Here is a 20,275-nt window from a genome sequence, read left to right on the forward strand (position 1 = left end):
TTACATTACTGATTTATAAACATTTAAAATTTCGTCCACTGTATTATCACTAATATAAATCTTATCCTTTACTAAAATATTTCGATTCATATAACAATCCCAAACTTTCCGTTTCAAATCTTCAAAATTTCTATTTCCAAATAAAATAGCTTCTTTAGGTCTAACACAAACATCACTTGCTATTGCCAATGTACCGCAAAATAGAGCTTCTTTCACTGATATACCCTCTATATCAGTAGAAGTAGGTCGAATAAACAAATCTGACAATTTCCAAACTTCAAAACCATTAGACAACTCTTTTTGTACTATTAAAATATTATTTTCTAAACCCCAATCTACAATTTTAGATAAACATCTATTATAATATTCTACATCACCAATAGCTGGTAAACAGAAAATTAAACCTACATCGACTTTCTCATCTTTCAACTCTTTAACAAGCCTTATTAGTAAATCCAATCCATATACATCAATATTATTCTCCAAACGTAATTTATAGGCATTTGCAGACAATACAAAAGCATGATTATTTCTGAAATTATGTATATCAGCACTCAAACCTTTATATTCCATTTTCATAGGAGGGAAAAAGGCAGGCAATATAAAAATATGTTTTGACTCACATTGAAATGATTCAATCAATTTATCCTTATAATCTTGATCATTTAAAATAATAAAAGCAGAACTTCGTAGAAACCTTTTTATTACTTTCTTTTTAACAAAAGAAGTCTCTTTTATTAAGTTTTTATTATGGATAGTAACCCCAACCTTATGTCTAAAACCAAACAAAATAAATAAGAAGAACGCCAATACATTATTAGAATGTAAATGGATTACTCTTCTGGCTCCAAACAATAATTTAACAAATTCAACCCAGAAATTATTTAAAGGCTTTATATAGGTAAATGGAGGTAAAGTCTTTCCAAAGTTTCTAAGAATAATGGAATCATCCTTTTCATGTAAATAATGAATTAATCTATAAATATGAATGGAGACCCCTCCAATGGGAGGAGGATAGGTTCCCCAAAGTTCTATACGCATATTACTTATATTTAATAAATCGCTAAGAAAACCATGACTCAAGTTTCACTATGTATTTAATAGAAATCAACAAATATTATATCCTGTATTTTTTATATTGCGTTCAATCATTCTTTGAGATTTTCAAAATATTAAAAGACAAGTATAGGTATTCCTACAAATTTTATTTATTTTCAAACTCAAAAAAAAATAGACAATACAAATAAGGTAATACAGATACATTTATCAACTTAACCATTGGAATTGAAATATAATTAATTGTCCTATAACCCATACAAAATTGTTTATTAAGCAAACTACTTGTATTTATAGTGTTAAACACAAAAAGTAATACCACTGTAACAGTTATACAGACCCACAACGCAGGATATATTCTAAGAAATCTATTCTTGAAATATTGCTTCAAATTTGCGTTTCTATTAAGCGAACCATATATCAAAAGCCCCACTAATTGTAAATAAAACAGTAACACCAGGGAAATACTTTATTATTTCCCGAAAATAAAATAAATCAATCTCAAGAGACTCAGCTGTATACCATATACCACTTGGAGTGCGGCAACCAATCTCAATAAGTCAGAATTATTAAATTGGGAAATTTTTGTACTCATATTGTATAATCTAAAACATTATATATTAGTCCAAAATGGGGAATTTAACCATTGAAAACACAAGATTATCTATAAAATAATTTAAAGATAAATATTATATAGCTATAAAAATATTCTAAAAGATAATGTCTTCAATTGAGATATAAGCTTAGCTATTCCATCCTTAAATAGAGTAAACAAACTTACATTAAATTCGCGTAAAACAAATTGCGGCCATCTCCAATTATTATATGATAATTGAACAATAAAATGAGCAAGAATAAGACTCATAACTCCCCAGCTAGTAAGAGTAATCAGTAATATAGCTAAAATAGTAGCCAATAATGCAGACACACAATAAGCATTAGAATAAGGAATATAATTAGATGTAGATATATATGAAGTAAACAAGGATTGATTAGCTTCCAAAAACATATATATAGCCAGAAATAAAAACATATTTATATTCAAAAGAGTATCGTGCTTAATTAGATTAACCAAAGGAATACCAATAGTAATCATTACCAATATAAATAGTACATACATCACAATAAAAATAACCCACGATTTCGAAAATATATTATACTTCAGAGAATGATTCTTTTCAACACTTGCTGCGTTCAATAAAGGTTGTTGTGTTGTATAATAAATAGATGAAATGGATGAAACGATTGTCAGTATCTGTACAGAAAGGGCATACCCTGCCGTCTCTGTTAATCCCAAATAGAGAGAACATAGTACAGTATTTGATTGTGTAACAAAATACCTGGAGATCATTACTAACCCATCTTTTCTTGCATTACTCCAAATAAGCTTAAAATTCTCATACCTTTCATTAATAGTAAAATTATTTTTAGATTTATAATATTCTTTACCCACTTCCGTTTTTTTCCGAAAAGCATGCGACAAATAGAAACGAAACATAATTCCACTAAGCAAATAAGCAATAGTAACAGCCATTATATTTCTACATAACACTAAAAGAGTAACAGATGCGATTATCTGAATCAATTTTGATAAAGCAAGAGCTTTATTTAAATCGACAAAGTTTCCAATTCCTCTAAAAATAGCCGTATAATACAAGTATAATATATTTATAAAACTAGCTATTACAAAAACACCCCAAGCATATAGAATGTACGCTGACAAATGTCTGTCAGATACGGTATAGATGTAATAAGTACCTCCTGTCGAAAGAAGTATAAAAGCCAATAATGCAATAATTAAATATATACTCTTAGCCGTACAAATTACTTTTTTTAAAAGATATATATTAGAATCTTTTCTATCCCCCAATGTAGCTGAAACAACTCCAACTTTTTGTATTTCATCCGCACCCGCATAAGAATAAGTTATAACTCTCGCAATTTGTGGTGAAAACCCAAAGTCAAACATAGCAACAAAAGCCCCTACACTCAAAAATATATACCATAAGCCCAATTCTTCCGTAGGTAAATAATATAGAACAATCGGCAACAATAAAATATTAGTACCAAATGAAAAACCATATCCCAAATAATTCCAAATAATATCTTTGCGAGATATGCTAATTCTATTTTTCATTGAAACAGAATTTATTTGATTCATAAAATCCCAATACTAAGGAGGGAATCCCAAAGAAAGCTAAATTAAAAGAATATCCCCAAAATAAAAATAGCCACAAAACACCAATAATTACCCATGGAGTTAGAAAGAAACACCTTATCCCTCTTCTTATACATAAAAAAAAACAAAAAAGGCCCCAAAGACCAAATTTAAGAAAAAGAACATTAAATGCTTCATGCATTAGAATAAAAGTCCCATTCTGATATTGATCCGGGCTAAATGCAGCATCATTATAAAATCCCATTGTATTTCGATGATCTTTTATACTTCCTCCAAAACCTTTACCCAACAATGCATAATAAGGTTTCTTGATATATTCTGCTGCAATATTAAAAAACTCTTCAATCCTATATTTAGGAGACAATGGCATATTCTCATACCAATCAAGATCAAATACTGAAATCAACATTGTTGCCTGTATCAATTTAGTAGAAGATAATTTATCCATATTTTTTTGCGTTTCAAACAAACTACCTAATCCTATTAAGAAAGGAACGAAAAATACAAATATTGATAATAGAACTAATTTCTTCTTCCGCTGATTTAAAATAATAACTATAGAAAAAATTATATATATCAATGCTAACCAAGACTTTCCCCCCAAAGCATTGGAAGTAGTTAATTGTAACCACAAAGCTAAAACAGAACAGATAAATAACAACAATCTCTTTCTATATTCCTTATAAAAGAAAAAAAGAATAATTAACGGCGAAAAGAAAAAAACTAAAGGCATCAAAACAATTTCCTCATCTCCATAATATCCGCGTTTACCTATTATTATAGATATAAATGCCGAAAAAATTACTCCTACCAAAATGGAAAACATCATTCTTTTAAAGCGTATATAAGTATCTTTCTGAACAACACAATATGAGAAATAAATTACAAGCAGACTATAAATACTTAACTTTAGAAAGTCTAAGAAAAAATATCTAATATTACCTGTATTTATAATATCATTATCATTTATCAAGATAGAAAAAAATCCTGTAATCCCCCCAATAGGTATCATCAAGATTGCAAATTTTAAAAGAAAGAAAAGATTTTTACTTTGATGTTTAATTTTATTTATCCACCGAAATTTATCCTTTTTATATATCATTAATAGAGGAATTAACAACAAGATAAAGAAAGGGTAACCTTTAACAAGCGGCAACATAAATATAGAATATGCTACAAATTCTGAATTACCAGAAACAAAAGAAGAAACATCAAAACTAGAAATACTAAACAACATCAAAATCAATAAAAAATCTTCCACTCGCTTTTTTATCAAATAAATCAAACAAATGGAAAATTCTATAATACTAATCAATGCAGCTATAGCAGGAAAATTTACAGTAAAGACATGAAGCAAACATAAAAATATAGTTAAACATATTCTTCCTATATAAGAAACATCTTTATCTTGTAATTGATAAAAATTCATTTTAATGAAAAAATTTCTATTATTTCTTTTCTAATTTTCTGATCACTATGATTAGTAAGAAATTGATTATACTCGGCATCACTAAAAACAGTATTATTAAATTGTATCAATTTCAGAAACAAATCCTCCACAGAATTAAACGTTCTACAGTTATTAGGATACAAACAAGAAAAATATTTTACTATAGGGATATTAATTCCTATAATTTTTTTCTTATGTCTGAAAGCATCCAATATAACTCCTGAGTATCTGTTCATGTATTTGACAGAATATAGCAATAAAACAGCTTGAGAACTCTCATAAATAGATTCATATTCGTCTTTTGGTAAATGTCCATTTATAATTCTTATATTCTTATATTCGTAAGCTTTTTGAACACGAGAACGAATAATCAGCAATATATCATTCTTATATAAAAGATGATATTTATTTTCATAATTTATAATTTGCGAAATAAGTAGTTCATCATTTGCATAACCCAATCCTATATATATTTTCTTATTTATATTGTTTTTATTTATATCACTACCTGTAAAACCATTTAAGGGATGAGTTAACACATATACATTACTTTGATTCACTCCTATGCCAACCAAATATTTACCAATAAAATCTGCAAAAACGATATGTTTCACCTTATTTTTATAGGTATCAAAAAATCTTTTCTTATATTTATTCTGTAAATGATCTGTGTTATTATGATGCAATAAGTATACTTCTTTTTTCCCAAAAAGAAATCTCATTATAGCAATATTTAGTGTATCAAAAGTAAAAAACACAACAATATCTGATTTATATGAGTATGAATAGATAATCCCTATTAATGTATTAATAGCCAGAACGATTTGATTTAACAATAAATTCTTCCTTTCTTTTAAATGTATAATCTTTTTATATTGAATAGAACTATTTTCATTTGATTCATTATAAAAATCACTAGCATTTAATATTAAGAGCTCAACATTTTCTGGAAATAATGTTATCAAGCTTTGATATAAATCTTTATGTCCAATTGGGAATATTGTATCAAATATGAGTATTTTTTTCACCATCATATTCTAATTAAGTGAATTCAATACTGAATAGTAAAACATATTTTAATCAATGAAAACAATGAATATTATATTGATATCGCCGACTTTACAATAGCCTCCAAGTTCACCCCATTGTATAAACATCTCGTTCCAGCAACATATCCTTCATAATCATGACCTATCTCCTTCACAGCTTTACAAATATTTTCAACAGTTAGCTCTTCTATGCAAATTCCTGCTTTATAAGTTGTAAAAGCATCCTTTAGTGCCGGTACATTATTAGATATCATTGGGATCTGAAATTTTGCGTACTCATATAATTTATTAGGAGCACAATAAAGGGCATTTATAATCATCCCTATATCATAAGGTATTGGCGTATAACTCAAGATACCTATATATGCATACTTAGTGACTTCTAAATGCAAAGGAGGAGGGAGAAATGGCATAAAAACGATACGTTCATTTTCATATGTACCTTTTAATAATTTAAAATACGAATTATTAGGTCCCATCAACATCAGTACATAATCTTCCGGTAATAGCTCCATTGCTCTCATAAAATCATCTAATTTTCTTTCTTCATGAAACCCTCCTTGATAAAGAATAATCTTCTTATTTTCATATTTCGATAAAATAGTTGATACATCTTGTGGCAGGTTTAGGAAATTGTCTAAAATTCCGTTTTCATATGGTTTATTAGGTAATACTATCGGACATGTCGATAAGTTGAATAGATATTTTGTTATTAACGCTCTATTATATTCACAGCAAATAATTTTTTTAGCATACGAAAAATCATGAATAAAATCTCTAAACGGATTCAATAGTTTATATGCTAATTTTAATCTTGAATCTCTAAATTCCAATAAATGAGCAACTGTATCATACTTTTTCAAAAAGGAAGAAAATAAAACAACTGTTTCAAAATGAACCAACCAAAGTAAAGAATTATCAGAAAAATATTCTTTTTCTATGATTCTTTTTACTCTTTCTCTAAATTGTAATTGTTGTAAAAACCTCTTAACTCCATTTCCACCATATTGAGGTTGCTTATACACTTTTACATTAAATAGCAACAATTCTTTTTCTATATTACTATCAGAACAGGCTCCAATATATACAATGTCGCAACCTAAATCATATAAGATTTTACACACGGATATTACTGGTGGATAAAAAGTAATATCATGCTTCATAACAATTATAATTTTCCGCCTTTCCATCTTCATCTATTTAAATATTCAACTATCCGTTCACACGCCAATCCATCTCCATACGGATTTACAGCCTTACTCATCTTATCATAATATTCTCTATCATCCAGTAAAGCAGAAACTTCATTTACAATCTTATCATAATCCGTACCCACCAGTTTTACTGTTCCCGCTTCTAAAGCTTCCGGACGCTCCGTGGTATCACGCATAACCAAAACAGGCTTACCAAGTCCTGGCGCTTCCTCTTGAATGCCTCCACTATCGGTAAGAACAATGGTAGATTTCTCCATCAAATAAACAAACGAAAGATATTCCAATGGCTCTATAAAGAACATATTATCCAAATCGGATAAGTCTTCACCAAATACTTCGTGAATGGGTTTGCGAACATTGGGATTTAAATGCATCGGATAAACAAAATCAACATTCGGATACTTCTCAGTCAAAGCCTTTATTGCTCTGCACATCGAAATAAAACCTTCACCAAAATTCTCACGTCGATGTCCGGTAATGAGAACTAACTTTCGAGTACCATTCAAACGATTTACGTCATAACCGGATTCACGAAGTAGGGTCTCCAACTCCTTTCCTAACTGCTTATCCGATTTAATCTTATCTACCACCATATAAAGAGCATCAATCACAGTGTTGCCTGTCACGATAATTGATTCTTCACTTATCCCTTCATCCAATAGATTTTGTTTACTTAATGCAGTTGGAGAAAAATGATAAGTAGCAATACGACCGGTTATCAAACGATTCATTTCTTCGGGCCAGGGACTATAGATATCATGGGTACGAAGTCCTGCCTCTACATGACCAACAGGAATTTGCTGATAAAAGGCAGCTAAAGCTGAAGCTGTGGATGTAGTGGTATCACCATGTACTAAGACAACATCCGGATTTGCTTCTTTTAAGACGTCACGCATACCTAAAAGTACTCGGGAGGTGACATCATAAAGATCTTGCCCCTGTTTCATGATATTCAAATCATAGTCCGGCTTAATGTCAAAAAGATGAAGCACCTGGTCAAGCATTTCACGATGCTGGCCTGTTACACACACAATGGTTTGGAATGTTTCCGAATGCTTCTGGAACTCCTTTACTAATGGAGCCATTTTTATAGCTTCGGGACGCGTCCCGAAGACTAACATTATTTTCTTCATAATAATATACTTATTTTTTATAGATCCCACAAAAATCAAGTATCACTTTTGTGTCATCATAAGGCAAAGCTTTAAATACAGAATGAGCTACCAAGAATACAACAATATCCGCCTGCTTATAAGCTTCTTTATAATCAGTGAGTTTAAACACTTTATGCTCTGTCACATTCGGTTCAACTACCAATATATCTGCATTATTGCAACTTTGCATCACCTTTGTTGTGATGTATTTTGCCGGTGCTTCACGTAAATCATCAATATCCGGTTTGAAAGCCAACCCCATCATGGCGACAACAGGCTTGCGATGGTGCTCTAACTCAAACTTCAACATTGCATTTTCTACTTTCTCTGCACACCAGAAGGATTTATAGTTATTAATCTCACGGGCTTTTGATATTATCTGAGATTCTATCGGAAAATCGGCTGTGATAAAATAAGGATCCACAGCAATGCAATGCCCTCCTACCCCACAACCCGGCTGGAGAATATTTACACGCGGATGCTTATTGGCTAAACTGATCAATTCCCAAACATTGATACCTGCCTTATCACAAATGAGAGATAATTCATTTGCAAATGCTATTTGGACGTCTCGTGAAGAATTCTCTGTCAGCTTACACATCTCAGCAGTTTTACAATTAGTCCGATGTAATGTACCTTGTACAAATTGGCTGTAAAACTCAATTGCTTTATCTGTAGATGCTTCATCTATACCGCCAATCACACGATCGTTGTGTACCAACTCATGTATTACATTTCCCGGTAATACACGTTCCGGACAGTACGCTATAAATATTTTGCCTTCCAATTCTGGACGAAGGCTAAATATTAAATGAACCATTTTATCTGTTGTGCCTACCGGTGAAGTAGATTCGATAACATATAAGTCACCTTCCTTCAACAAAGGGATTACTGCACGGGTTGCGGATTCCACATACGAAATATCCGGTTCGTGATTACCCTTAAAGGGAGTGGGTACTACCATAAAATAGGCGTCACTGATTTCAGGAGTAGTAGAAGCTTTTAACTGCTTGGCAGAAACAACTTCCTGAAGAAGTTCCTGCATACCCGGTTCAATGATATGTAATTGCCCCTGATTGGTCATCTCAACAACTTTCGGATTAATATCAACACCGGTAACTTGAATACCGTGTTTAGCTGCTATAATAGCAGTAGGAAGGCCAATGTAGCCTAAGCCCATAAAACAAGCTTTCATTTGAGTATCTATTTAAGTAAGTATCTTGTGGGGTTGACCTATAATATATAGATATACTATAAACTTTTATACAGGTCAGTTATCATATAGGTAAAAAAAACAAATTTGTAACGAATTAAAAAATATCAGACAATGGTTTCTTAAAAAAAGTGCTATTTCTATATTAAGAAATATAAATACATTTATAGTATTACATAAAACATTAGTTATCAAGTAATTGCATATAACACTTTTTTCTCTACGAGGAATGATAAGAAACTCTACGAGAAACATCCCGATTCTCTACGAGAAAAAGGATTATTCTCTACGAGAAATAAATCAAAAAGTCATATTATGTAACAAAGGGAATATAAGTTATGAAATCCTCAATTCATATTTGTAAAAAAATAAGGCAGAACCATTATTCAAAATCACTATATGGATATTGATTTTCCTCCAAATTCCGAAGATTCTCAACAACCTCTTGCTCTTTGGCCGTCAGCTCTCGTCCCTGCCAACTATCAATGATTGCATGAGCTTCTTGTGCTAACTCTTCCTCAAAAACTTCACCATAACAATACGTCAGCAACTGACATTTTAATAAAGAAGGAGGAAGTTGCTCTAATACCTCCCAAGCACGGTCGAGAATGGACTGTTTTTTCGCTTCTTTATCTTTATCACTATAGATAGTGGCATTGTAACCCATCAACAAAGCCAGGCAAATGCCGGCTTCTTCTTCGGGAGTATCACCCTTAACAGAATAAAGAGCATCGGAAAGAATCTGAATTTCTTTATTCAAACGACTAAAATGCTCTGCGTAAATTGGGTCACCATCCAAACCTAAGTAGAGTGATTTTTGAGCAAGTTGCTGCAATTCTTCTGTTTTATTCATAAAATTAACTGATTACTTTCAAATAACTTTTCGCCACTTTTACGCTGGCTGTCAATACACCTTCAATACGAATGATGACATAAGTTTTATTAGCCTCTAAAGCCAACTCACCTTCAACACCACATAAATCACCTTTCATCACACGAACTTTACTACCAACAGTGAGAACTTCATTGTCAAAGCTGATATTATCGGGATTAAGATCCATTATTTGTTTAAAGTCCTCCATCTGTTTATCGGGAACAATAAGCATAGCACGAGTCACAAAATCCTTTATATAATAAAGTTGAACACCATACTTATTTGATAAATCGCAGGCATCCTGTTTAGTGGCACGAACAAAGATCAAGTTTCTAATAACAGGAACTTCAACACATTTACGACGGTATTTTAATTGGCGAATAACAAATTGAGTAGGAAGATAATATTCAATATTAATATCGGCTCTCAATTTTTCTAAAGAATCCCGGATGACAAATTCTTGCTTGTCGCGAGTACGGGCGGCAAACCAATATTGTTGTTGTTCAGACATTTACGAGAAATGATTGGGAAGTTTTTTCCTTAGTTTCGGGTGCGCTTCGCGGTTTGAATGAGACATAGAACCTCTTTCAAACCGTCAACTTTTTAGAATTTATTTAATATTGGAAACGAAGCGTTTAGAAGATAAAAACGTTTCAATAAACGTTCGTTTAATGGCACACTTTTTTTGAGGTCTTTTTAAGAGAAATATTTAATGGAGGAATACATGAAAATATTAATTTTTCCGGAAGATCATATTATTGAATATCAAAGATATACAACGTAAAAAAATAATGTTTTGAATTTTATATATAGAAATATTTTGTACTTCTAATTATACGTTTTACCTTTGTGCCATTAAACGAACGTTTATTGAAACACTTTTCTTAATAACAACCAGAATTCACAAATCATCAATTATCTCTTTATTATAAATAATGAGTTGAATATATCTCTATAGTATTTCAACGCACTATTTCATTGATAAACAACGTTTTATTATATACCATTTATTCATTACAAAGTAACGTATTTAAATCTCCGTTAATTACCTAATTAACCCATATTTAATATGCATAATTTACACCTATAAAATACGTACTTTTATAATATAAAGAATAGGATGCCTGATGTGGCGTTAACAATGTTAATACAAAAAGGGCTACACACCAGAATTAAACATCCTGCATGTGCAGCCCTCTTATTTTATCTATTTTCTATAATTATCAGAAAACCTCTACCTTTTCAGCAATTCGTTTTGCCTTATCGCGTAATGCATCCAAATCCGAACCCAAAGGAGCATAACAAAGCACCACTCCCATACGACGATTAACACGGGTAAAAGGCTTACCAAAAATACGCAGATATGTATCTTCTTCGCGTGTCACCTCTTCCATCCCTCGATATTGAGGACGCTCCTGACTGGCAATTGTTGATAGAATAACAGCACTGGCTCCTATCCTCTCCTGCTTGATGTCCGGAATAGGTAAACCAAGTACGGCACGCAGGTGAAGCTCAAACTCATTCAGATTCTGTGTTCCTGCCAAAGTCACCATACCCGTATCATGCGGACGAGGAGAAAGTTCGGAGAAATATACTCCGTTCTCATGGCTCAGAAAGAACTCTACTCCCCACAAACCAGCACCGGTTAAAGCACGAGTCACTTTTTCAGCCATTTCTTCCGCTTCTTTCAAATGAGCAGGATCAATATGTGCGGGCTGGAAGCTTTCACGATAATCTCCTCCCTTTTGTACATGTCCGATAGGCGGGCAGAAAAGAGTGGGACCATTCTTTTGAGTAACAGTAAGCAATGTTATCTCACTGTCAAACTTAATAAATTCTTCAATAATAAGCTCACGAATATCTCCACGGCTACCACTGCAACCATACTCCCAGGCATGTTCCAATTCATCGGCACTTTTCACCAATGACTGACCTTTACCGGAAGACGACATCAATGGCTTCACCACGCATGGAAAACCAATTTTAGCAGCAGCCTCTTTCAATTCTTCCAGAGAAGTTGCATAAAAGTACTTAGCCGTTTTCAAGCCCAACTCCTGAGCTGCCAAATCACGAATAGCTTTACGATTCATTGTAAAGTTTACTGCACGCGCACTGGGCACTACTTGTATTCCCTCCTTTTCAAAGTCATACAGGCGTTCTGTACGAATGGCTTCAATTTCCGGTACAATAATATCCGGCTGATGTTTCCTGACTACACGTTCCAGTTCTTCTCCATCGAGCATGTTGAACACCTCATACTCATCAGCCACTTGCATAGCAGGAGCTCCGGCATACGAATCACATGCAATGATATATTGCCCTTTACGCTGGGCAGAAATAACAAACTCTTTTCCTAATTCACCGGAACCGAGCAAAAGTATTTTCTTCATTGGTTTTGAGTGTTTAATTTTAATGCTACAAAATTAGTACATTTAGAGAAACATTGTATACATAAAGAGAAAAACAAAAGATTTTATGTACATTTGCGTAGTTATTCATCCATATAACCTAAGAATTCATGAAGTCGATAGTCATTAAAAACTATAAAAATATCAAAGACCTCTCTATTGACTCATTGGCACCAGTCAATCTGATAGTAGGACGAAACAATGTAGGTAAATCAACCTTACTGGAAGCCATCTCTATTTATGCTGCCGGTGGAAATATCGAATGGCTGAAAGAAATCCTTGAATTTAGAGGAGAATCTGTTAATATCGGATATCCACTTAGAGATACAGATATTGAATTCGAAAATATTATGACAGAACATTTCTTATCCTTCTTTCCGGAAAGAAAAGCAATTTTTTCTGAAAACAATAGTATCATTATCGGAGAAATAGAAAATAATTCTACCCATACCGGAACCTTATCCATACGATTAGCCCATATAGCTGAAGAAATATTTAAAACCGAAACAGGATCTCATAGAAGTATAACAACTTTAACCGACGAAGAATTATTAGCAGACAAATCTTCTACCTATTCCAGTAATTTGGTAGGAGACGGACTGGAAATAACATTTGCCGAAGAAATAGTTATAGTTCCCTTTTATAAACGAAATCCATATTCCATAGCCAAGATAAAAGGAATACCATTTGAATATATAAAAACAAATGACTTCCAAAGTACACAAAATGCATCTTTATTCGATAAAATTTCCCTCTCACCCGAAGAAAAATACATTATTGAAGCATTGCACATCATAGAGCCGGATATAAACAAACTAAACTTTCTCAATGATGATTTGCGTACAAAAAGAAGAATTCCCTATGTCACATTAAAAGGTAAGGAACAGCGCTATAGACTTAGCTCTATGGGAGACGGCATAAATCGTATTCTTACCATTATTCTTGCACTTTTAAATTGTAAAGGCGGTATTTTATTACTGGATGAGTTTGAAACCGGATTACATTACTCTACACAAATTAAGTTGTGGAAAATCATTTTTATGCTTTCTGAGAAGCTAAATATTCAAGTCTTTGTTACATCACATAGCCAAGACTGCATTAACAGTTTCGTAGAAGCCAACAACAAACAAAAGGGCAAATTGATACGTCTTGAGAACAGGAACGGAAACGTAGTGGCAGTGAATTATGATGACGAAAAGGAACTGCGGTTTGCTACCGACAATAACATAGAGATTCGCTAAAATGAAAATCACAGAAAAACACACTTACAAACTATTGGTAGAAGGAAATGACGATCAACATGTTATATGGTCGTTTTGCCAGCATCATCAATTAGCAGAAAATTTCGATGTAATAGATTGTAATAGTATAGAAAATGTATTGGGACAATTAAAAACAAGGCTATCCAACCCATCAGCACATCAAAGAATAGGCATTGTAATAGATGCAGATGTTGATTTAAATAAAAGAAAAGCACAAATTCTGGAGGTTTTAAGACAAAGTCAGAAATATAACTGTGCCGATTGTGAATGGCCTGCATCCGGACTTATTCTCAAACCTATCGACAGTTATGACGCAACAATTGGAATTTGGATTATGCCTGATAATAATATAAATGGAATGCTCGAGGACTTCATAATTAGCTTGGCACCTGAAGCTGACCCTTTAATGCAAAAAGCAGAATCCATACTAAACGAATTGGAAGAAAGCCAGATACAACAGTACAAATCAGTACATCGTTCAAAAGCAAAGATCCATACGTTCCTGGCTTGGCAAGATGAACCAGGTAAGCCTATGGGAACGGCTATTACTGCAAAAATATTAAATCCAAATTCAGAACATGCAGAAGTATTTGTGCATTGGATTAAACAATTATTTACCTAACAAAAATATTTCTATTGTATTAAAAAAGCCAGCCTCCTTTGCATGGAGTCTGGCTTTTTTTTTTCTATTTCAATGCGTTTATTGATGTTGCTCACGCAATAAATCATTCACAGTTTTTACAGGATTGAAAGTAGAGAGTGGCACTTCTACAAACACGGTGCTCCAGTCACTCATTGCACCATTCCACAATCCGGGAAGTTCAAGAGCCTTGAGATCTTTGCCATTCTTGGACTTATAAGATATGAACCCGGTAGCTTTATCTACATACTTCGTCAAATCAAATTTATGGCCTTTATAATCACGCACGGCACATACCAGATCTACCGGATTAAAGTGAGTACCTTTCTCAAACATCTCTTTGGCAGTAGGATCATTCATATCAATCTGAGAGCTTTCCAGAATCTGCAATGAGATAGTACCATCATTGTTATAGGCTAAGAACGGACCACCTCCCGGTTCGCCTACATTCTTTACCATACCACAAACACGCATCGGACGATTCAGTTTCTTTCTCAGATACATCACCAATTCTGAATCTTCCAGATTCTTGGTCTCCGGATTCTTACAGAATAGTTTCTTTTGTACGAACTGAAGAATTTCCATCACCTGTTCATGAGAATAATCACCGCTATCCAACAATTCCAGATATTCAAAAGCTTGTTTTTGCAAAGCAACCAGCACTCCGGCAATCAGTTTCTTATAAAGCACCGTATCTGCTTTCAATCTATCAGGTACTACATTATCGATGTTTTTGATAAAGATAATATCGGCATCAAGATCATTCAGATTCTCAATCAGTGCTCCATGACCACCCGGACGGAACAACAGCTTACCATTATCACGGAAAGGCTGGTTATCCATATCGGCAGCAATCGTATCTGTACTGGGCTTCTGCTCTGAGAAAGTGATATTGTAATCTACCCCATAACGCTGGGCAAACTCTCCGGCTTTCTCTGCTACCAGAACTTTAAACAGTTCACGATGCTCAGTAGAAACAGTAAAATGCACATTCACCTTGCCACACTTTCCGGCAGCATACATAGCACCTTCGGCCAGATGTTCTTCAAGCGGCGTGCGTGACCCTTCTTCATATTTATGGAATTTGAGTAGTCCTTTAGGCAAAGCACCGTAGTTCAATCCGGCTTCTTCGAGCAGAGCAGATACCACTGCTTTGTAATTTCCTTCGGCTATTAATCCGCAAATGTCCTTTCCGGCTGTACGCTGACAGGCTACATTCAAATCATCATAAAACGCAAACTTCTCAATACTCTCAAAGAAAGCCTGCTCAAATTTCGTTGTAGGCTGGTCATAGTCGGCTCCCAAAAACTCAAACAAATTCTTAAACATACGACTGGCTGCTCCGGAGGCAGGAACAAACTTCACAATCGTCTTCTCTGTATTCTTATATGCATCCCAGGCTGCAAGATATGCCCCCTGCTCATCTGCATCAGGAGCAAGAATCCCCTTCTCAACCGATGCAGCTGCATCCAATTTCAAAAACGGAAAACCTTTCTGAAAGCATGCCAGTTGTTCGGCTATCTGAGTTTCCGAAATACCTTTTTTGGCAAGCAACTCTTTGTCTTGTGGTGTCATCATACGTATCTATTTTTATTAATTGATGCCCAAAAATACAAAATGTTATTTAGTTATGCCCTTTTACTAAACAAAAAAAACTACTTTTACATCGAAATAATGTAGTAATGTGCCAATATGCCAATGTGCCAATTACCATTCGGTATCACAGCGCAGCTAATTGGCACATTGACATATTGGCACATTAAATAATTATTTATCATGGAGGATATTTCATTTTTCACAGAAAAAGAGAAAGCTGAGTTATTCGCTTTATATAAACGGCTGATACGGTCAGCAGGAGAAAGTATCACGAAGGACGATACCCGGAAGCTGAAGAAATACCTTATTCATGCTGCACAGTGCAATAGTCTGTGCCGTAACAATTTTGGGATGAATCCTGTTATAAGGGATTTACAAACGGCTGTTATTGTGGCCGATGAGATAGGAATGAAAGGATCGTGCCTGATAGGTATCATGCTGCACGAGATTGTAAAAAATAACGTATTATCTCCCGCAACTGTCCGCAGTGAGTTTGGAGAGGATGTTTCGAGTATTATCACAGGATTGGTAAAGACCAATGAGTTGTATGCTAAAAGTCCTGCCATCGAATCAGAAAACTTCCGTAACCTGCTTCTTTCTTTTGCAGAAGATATGCGCGTAATCCTTATTATGATTGCCGACCGTGTAAATGTAATGCGGCAAATCAAGGATTCGGAAAATGAGGAAGACCGTATCAAGGTAGCCAATGAAGCGGCCTATCTGTATGCACCGTTAGCTCATAAGTTAGGGCTCTACAAACTGAAGTCGGAATTGGAAGACTTGTCTCTGAAGTATATTCACCGGGATACTTATTATTTCATTAAAGACAAACTGAATGAAACAAAAGCATCGCGGGACAAGTACATTGCTGCTTTTATAGAACCGATACAAAAGAAAGTAAAAGAGGCCGGGCTGAAATTCGACATTAAGGGGCGTACCAAGTCCATCCACTCTATCTGGAACAAGATACAGAAACAAAAAACGCCTTTTGAAGGTATCTATGACCTTTTTGCCATTCGAATCATTCTCGATTCGGATCCGGACAAAGAGAAACAGGAGTGTTGGCAGGCTTATTCTATCGTGACAGATATGTATCAGCCCAATCCGAAGCGTTTGCGTGACTGGCTGTCTATCCCTAAAAGTAATGGATATGAATCGCTCCACATCACCGTAATGGGACCGGAAGGAAAATGGGTGGAGGTACAGATACGTACCCGTCGCATGGATGAAATAGCCGAACGGGGTCTTGCAGCTCACTGGCGGTACAAAGGTATCAAAGGAGAGACAGGACTGGACGAATGGCTGACCTCTGTACGTGAAGCACTTGAGAATCCGGACAATGATTCAATGAAAGTGATGGACCAGTTCAAAATGGATCTGTACGAGGATGAAGTATTCGTATTTACACCCAAAGGAGACCTTTTCAAACTGGCCAAAGGAGCAACTGTACTCGATTTTGCTTTCCATATCCATAGCAAATTAGGTTGTAAATGTATCGGTGCAAAGGTCAATGGCAAAAACGCCCAGTTGAAACAAAAACTGAACAGCGGTGACCAGGTGGAGATCATGACATCGAACACTCAGACACCCAAGCAGGATTGGCTGAACATTGTAACCACCTCCAAGGCTCGTACCAAGATTCGACAGGCACTGAAAGAGATGGTGGCACGCCAGCATGACTTTGCCAAAGAAACACTGGAACGTAAATTTAAGAACCGGAAGATGGAATACGATGAGGGTACAATGATGCGCCTCATCAAGCGATTAGGATATAAGGTAGTGACAGAGTTCTATCAGGCGATAGCCGATGGTACACTGGATGTAAACGATTTGCTCGACAAATACATAGAACAGCAAAAACGAGACAACGATACACATGATGAAATTGTATATCGCAGTGCCGAAGGATATAACCTGCAAAACCAGATAGAAGAGACGAATGGCAAAGAAGATGTACTTGTCATTGATCAAAATCTGAAAGGACTGGAGTTCAAACTGGCTAAATGCTGTAATCCGATCTATGGAGATGAAGTATTCGGGTTTGTTACTGTATCCGGAGGTATAAAGATTCATCGCATGGATTGTCCGAACGCAGATCAAATGAGAGAACGCTTTGGATATCGTATTGTAAAAGCCCGTTGGGCCGGAAAATCACAGGGAACACAATACCCCATCACACTCCGTGTAGTGGGACATGATGACATTGGTATTGTCACAAACATTACTTCGATTATTTCTAAAGAAAACAATATCACGTTACGTTCCATTGGCATTGACTCCCATGATGGCCTGTTCTCGGGTACAATGACTATCATGGTAGGTGATACAGGTCGTCTGGAAGCTTTGATAAAGAAATTAAGGACGGTAAAAGGAGTGAAACAAGTGAGCAGAAATTGAAAAATAATGAATCAATGTGCCAATATGCCAATGTTTTATTGAAACGCGAATGATCGCAAATTTTCGCAGATTAGATGGCTTGCTACATTTGAGAGACGATATTCTTTACGTAAATTTGCGATAATCTGCGTTTCAATGATACGATCATTTAATTAGGATACAGTACTTATGGAATCATTCAGTATAAAAAAACGTCTGAAAAGCTTTACCTATGCATGGAAAGGGATCAGAGGCTTTGTATGTAGGGAACACAACGTATGGATTCATCTGACAATTGCTATGTTAGTAATTATTGCAGGCTTTATTTTCGATATAGAGAAGTTCGAATGGGTAGCAATTATTATCTGCATAGGGGGTGTTATCGCGGCAGAAGCATTCAATACAGCCATTGAGCGACTCGTGAACTTAGTATCTCCTGAATGGCATCCGATAGCCGGTGAGGTAAAAGACATTGCAGCAGGCGCCGTACTGATATGTGCTATCGCAGCAGCAATCGTAGGATTGATTATCTTTATACCATATATTAATTGAAAGTTGAAAGTTGAAAATGGAAGAAAGGCAGAAGAAACATGCTGGAGATTTACCAGCAGTCTTTCATTTTCAACTTTCAATTTTCAATTATTCAACTATCGTACCCGCTTTTTCTTAAAATAAGGATAGGTCAGCAATATGAAAAATAGCAAAGCTATCGGAGTCAGAATACGCCCTAAATGATAAACGGCATCTACAGAAGACTCAGTGCTCAGATAGCAAGCAGCAGCAACTCCCAAAGACATGCCTGTTTCCCATGCTAAAAGATGAGTGGTATTGGCAGTGCCACGCTGGCAATGTTGTGACAGTTTTACAAACATCAGCAAGAACTCAGGAGTAACCAATCCAAGTCCCACTCCCAACAATATGGCAGTTACAATAGCCGGCAGTTCTTTCAGTAAAATAAAAGAAACCATCATCAGGCTAATTCCTAAAGTAATAACCCTCAGCGTTTTCTCCTCACGATAAACAAACCTTGCCAGCAATACAGAAAACAGGAACCCCACTCCTACTATTGCAAAAAACGGAATTTCGATATTACCTATAAACACATCACTCAATGAATTATGAAAAACAGGTAACAATAATCCCGGAATAAAAGCTATCAACATAAGATTGAAAGCGGGCAACCATCCTCGTAAAAGTAAAAAACGGTCGGACGAACATAGGTTAGTCACAATCGGTGCACGGAAAGGTACATAAACACGGGAAACAAAGAAAATGCCTGCCAATCCGGCAATAACCGATACATACAATAAGGTTTTAAAATCATACCACTGATACAAACCTACCCCCAATGCTATGCCGATAAGCATTCCTAACCGGGCCGTCCACGAGAAAGCAATATTCCCCGAACTACGCAGATTAGTATTGGTAATATCAATAGCCAGCGTAATGCCTGCCGTAGTAGCCATACCAAATGCAATACCTTGTACGAAACAAAGCAGCAACAGCTGTGTGATATCATTAACAAAGCCATATCCCACCGTAGCCGCTACCATCGTTGCAAAAAAGAAAGCACAGACATACTTCCGCTTGTATGCATCTACCAGGTATGCATGAAAGGGACCAATGGCAAACATTCCCAAAGTAAGCAACAAAAACATTGCTCCGGTTTGAGAAACTGGCACACCCAAGTGGTCCGCCATCTCTACCGGAACAACCGGAAATAGCATATACAGGGATATGAACAACAGCAAATTAGCAACACATATCCGCATAAAATGAATTGTCCACAAATGGTTTGTCATAA

The 20,275-nt window shown here is 35.0% G+C and carries 16 protein-coding genes; 4 read left to right on the forward strand and 12 right to left on the reverse strand.

The genetic code is table 11. The features are described from left to right. The 10 genes from VCM39_RS12065 to purT form a co-directional block, all read right to left on the reverse strand. Window positions 1-1,041 (reverse strand): glycosyltransferase, encoded by a 1,041-nt coding sequence (locus VCM39_RS12065; RefSeq protein ID WP_322932602.1) that lies wholly within the window; start codon window positions 1,039-1,041, stop codon window positions 1-3. Window positions 1,042-1,753: 712 nt separating this feature from the next. Beyond that, complete coding sequence (wzx, locus tag VCM39_RS12070; protein WP_289292156.1) at window positions 1,754-3,193, reverse strand: O-unit flippase-like protein; 1,440 nt, start codon at window positions 3,191-3,193, stop codon at window positions 1,754-1,756. Then, entirely contained in the window at window positions 3,183-4,664 is a 1,482-nt protein-coding gene (locus VCM39_RS12075; RefSeq protein ID WP_321028979.1) for a hypothetical protein, read from the reverse strand. Before VCM39_RS12075 ends, wzx begins: the two co-directional genes overlap by 11 nt. Beyond that, window positions 4,661-5,719: a hypothetical protein gene (locus VCM39_RS12080; protein ID WP_289292160.1), complete on the reverse strand. Its 1,059-nt coding sequence runs from the start codon at window positions 5,717-5,719 to the stop codon at window positions 4,661-4,663. Before VCM39_RS12080 ends, VCM39_RS12075 begins: the two co-directional genes overlap by 4 nt. A gap of 65 nt (window positions 5,720-5,784) precedes the next feature. Further along, window positions 5,785-6,897 carry a glycosyltransferase gene (locus tag VCM39_RS12085; RefSeq protein ID WP_289292161.1) on the reverse strand — a complete coding sequence of 371 codons (1,113 nt, stop codon included), beginning with the start codon at window positions 6,895-6,897 and terminating at the stop codon, window positions 5,785-5,787. Window positions 6,898-6,926: 29 nt separating this feature from the next. Beyond that, window positions 6,927-8,081: a non-hydrolyzing UDP-N-acetylglucosamine 2-epimerase gene (gene wecB, locus VCM39_RS12090; RefSeq protein WP_322932601.1), complete on the reverse strand. Its 1,155-nt coding sequence runs from the start codon at window positions 8,079-8,081 to the stop codon at window positions 6,927-6,929. Window positions 8,082-8,091: 10 nt separating this feature from the next. Next, window positions 8,092-9,297 carry a UDP-N-acetyl-D-mannosamine dehydrogenase gene (wecC, locus tag VCM39_RS12095; protein WP_289292165.1) on the reverse strand — a complete coding sequence of 402 codons (1,206 nt, stop codon included), beginning with the start codon at window positions 9,295-9,297 and terminating at the stop codon, window positions 8,092-8,094. A gap of 400 nt (window positions 9,298-9,697) precedes the next feature. Beyond that, the gene (locus VCM39_RS12100; protein ID WP_221648954.1) at window positions 9,698-10,168 is read right to left on the reverse strand and encodes a UpxZ family transcription anti-terminator antagonist; all 471 of its coding nucleotides are present in this window, start codon (window positions 10,166-10,168) and stop codon (window positions 9,698-9,700) included. Window positions 10,169-10,172: 4 nt separating this feature from the next. After that, window positions 10,173-10,700, reverse strand: a complete 528-nt coding sequence (locus VCM39_RS12105; RefSeq protein ID WP_002560678.1) for a UpxY family transcription antiterminator — start codon at window positions 10,698-10,700, stop codon at window positions 10,173-10,175. 712 nt (window positions 10,701-11,412) lie between these two features. Then, window positions 11,413-12,597, reverse strand: coding sequence for a formate-dependent phosphoribosylglycinamide formyltransferase (gene purT, locus VCM39_RS12110; protein WP_322932716.1), 1,185 nt, complete (start codon window positions 12,595-12,597; stop codon window positions 11,413-11,415). Between the two features lie 110 nt (window positions 12,598-12,707). Here purT and VCM39_RS12115 point away from each other — a divergent pair, with 110 nt between their 5' ends. Further along, window positions 12,708-13,838, forward strand: a complete 1,131-nt coding sequence (locus VCM39_RS12115) for an AAA family ATPase (RefSeq protein WP_322932600.1) — start codon at window positions 12,708-12,710, stop codon at window positions 13,836-13,838. Between the two features lies 1 nt (window position 13,839). Continuing rightward, window positions 13,840-14,481, forward strand: a complete 642-nt coding sequence (locus VCM39_RS12120) for a DUF3226 domain-containing protein (RefSeq protein WP_007485194.1) — start codon at window positions 13,840-13,842, stop codon at window positions 14,479-14,481. 78 nt (window positions 14,482-14,559) lie between these two features. On the opposite strand, the gene VCM39_RS12125 is transcribed toward VCM39_RS12120, so the two are convergent. Continuing rightward, a complete protein-coding gene (locus VCM39_RS12125; protein WP_322932599.1) occupies window positions 14,560-16,077 on the reverse strand; it encodes a DUF4301 family protein in 1,518 nt (505 codons plus the stop codon). A gap of 198 nt (window positions 16,078-16,275) precedes the next feature. On the opposite strand from VCM39_RS12125, the gene VCM39_RS12130 reads away from it, so the two are divergent. Together VCM39_RS12130 and VCM39_RS12135 are read left to right on the forward strand one after the other, a co-directional pair. Then, on the forward strand, window positions 16,276-18,492 hold the full coding sequence (locus VCM39_RS12130) for a RelA/SpoT family protein (protein WP_322932598.1): 2,217 nt from the start codon (window positions 16,276-16,278) through the stop codon (window positions 18,490-18,492). A gap of 168 nt (window positions 18,493-18,660) precedes the next feature. Next, a complete protein-coding gene (locus VCM39_RS12135) occupies window positions 18,661-19,023 on the forward strand; it encodes a diacylglycerol kinase family protein (protein ID WP_322932597.1) in 363 nt (120 codons plus the stop codon). Window positions 19,024-19,118: 95 nt separating this feature from the next. Here VCM39_RS12135 and VCM39_RS12140 read toward each other — a convergent pair whose 3' ends face one another. After that, window positions 19,119-20,273 carry an MFS transporter gene (locus VCM39_RS12140; RefSeq protein ID WP_221648958.1) on the reverse strand — a complete coding sequence of 385 codons (1,155 nt, stop codon included), beginning with the start codon at window positions 20,271-20,273 and terminating at the stop codon, window positions 19,119-19,121. Window positions 20,274-20,275: the final 2 nt, after the last annotated feature.

This window comes from Bacteroides mucinivorans, from assembly GCF_034654355.2.
Taxonomy (GTDB): domain Bacteria; phylum Bacteroidota; class Bacteroidia; order Bacteroidales; family Bacteroidaceae; genus Bacteroides; species Bacteroides nordii.

What these genes read in the sequence shown, in the direction of transcription:
- VCM39_RS12140 (WP_221648958.1), bottom strand. Translation starts at nt 20,273, where the DNA reads ATGACAAACCATTTGTGGACAATTCATTTTATGCGGATATGTGTTGCT.
- wzx (WP_289292156.1), bottom strand. Translation starts at nt 3,193, where the DNA reads ATGAAAAATAGAATTAGCATATCTCGCAAAGATATTATTTGGAATTAT.
- VCM39_RS12065 (WP_322932602.1), bottom strand. Translation starts at nt 1,041, where the DNA reads ATGCGTATAGAACTTTGGGGAACCTATCCTCCTCCCATTGGAGGGGTC.
- VCM39_RS12135 (WP_322932597.1), top strand. Translation starts at nt 18,661, where the DNA reads ATGGAATCATTCAGTATAAAAAAACGTCTGAAAAGCTTTACCTATGCA.
- VCM39_RS12130 (WP_322932598.1), top strand. Translation starts at nt 16,276, where the DNA reads ATGGAGGATATTTCATTTTTCACAGAAAAAGAGAAAGCTGAGTTATTC.
- VCM39_RS12075 (WP_321028979.1), bottom strand. Translation starts at nt 4,664, where the DNA reads ATGAATTTTTATCAATTACAAGATAAAGATGTTTCTTATATAGGAAGA.
- VCM39_RS12105 (WP_002560678.1), bottom strand. Translation starts at nt 10,700, where the DNA reads ATGTCTGAACAACAACAATATTGGTTTGCCGCCCGTACTCGCGACAAG.
- VCM39_RS12125 (WP_322932599.1), bottom strand. Translation starts at nt 16,077, where the DNA reads ATGATGACACCACAAGACAAAGAGTTGCTTGCCAAAAAAGGTATTTCG.
- wecC (WP_289292165.1), bottom strand. Translation starts at nt 9,297, where the DNA reads ATGAAAGCTTGTTTTATGGGCTTAGGCTACATTGGCCTTCCTACTGCT.
- VCM39_RS12100 (WP_221648954.1), bottom strand. Translation starts at nt 10,168, where the DNA reads ATGAATAAAACAGAAGAATTGCAGCAACTTGCTCAAAAATCACTCTAC.
- VCM39_RS12120 (WP_007485194.1), top strand. Translation starts at nt 13,840, where the DNA reads ATGAAAATCACAGAAAAACACACTTACAAACTATTGGTAGAAGGAAAT.
- VCM39_RS12085 (WP_289292161.1), bottom strand. Translation starts at nt 6,897, where the DNA reads ATGAAGCATGATATTACTTTTTATCCACCAGTAATATCCGTGTGTAAA.
- VCM39_RS12115 (WP_322932600.1), top strand. Translation starts at nt 12,708, where the DNA reads ATGAAGTCGATAGTCATTAAAAACTATAAAAATATCAAAGACCTCTCT.
- VCM39_RS12080 (WP_289292160.1), bottom strand. Translation starts at nt 5,719, where the DNA reads ATGATGGTGAAAAAAATACTCATATTTGATACAATATTCCCAATTGGA.
- wecB (WP_322932601.1), bottom strand. Translation starts at nt 8,081, where the DNA reads ATGAAGAAAATAATGTTAGTCTTCGGGACGCGTCCCGAAGCTATAAAA.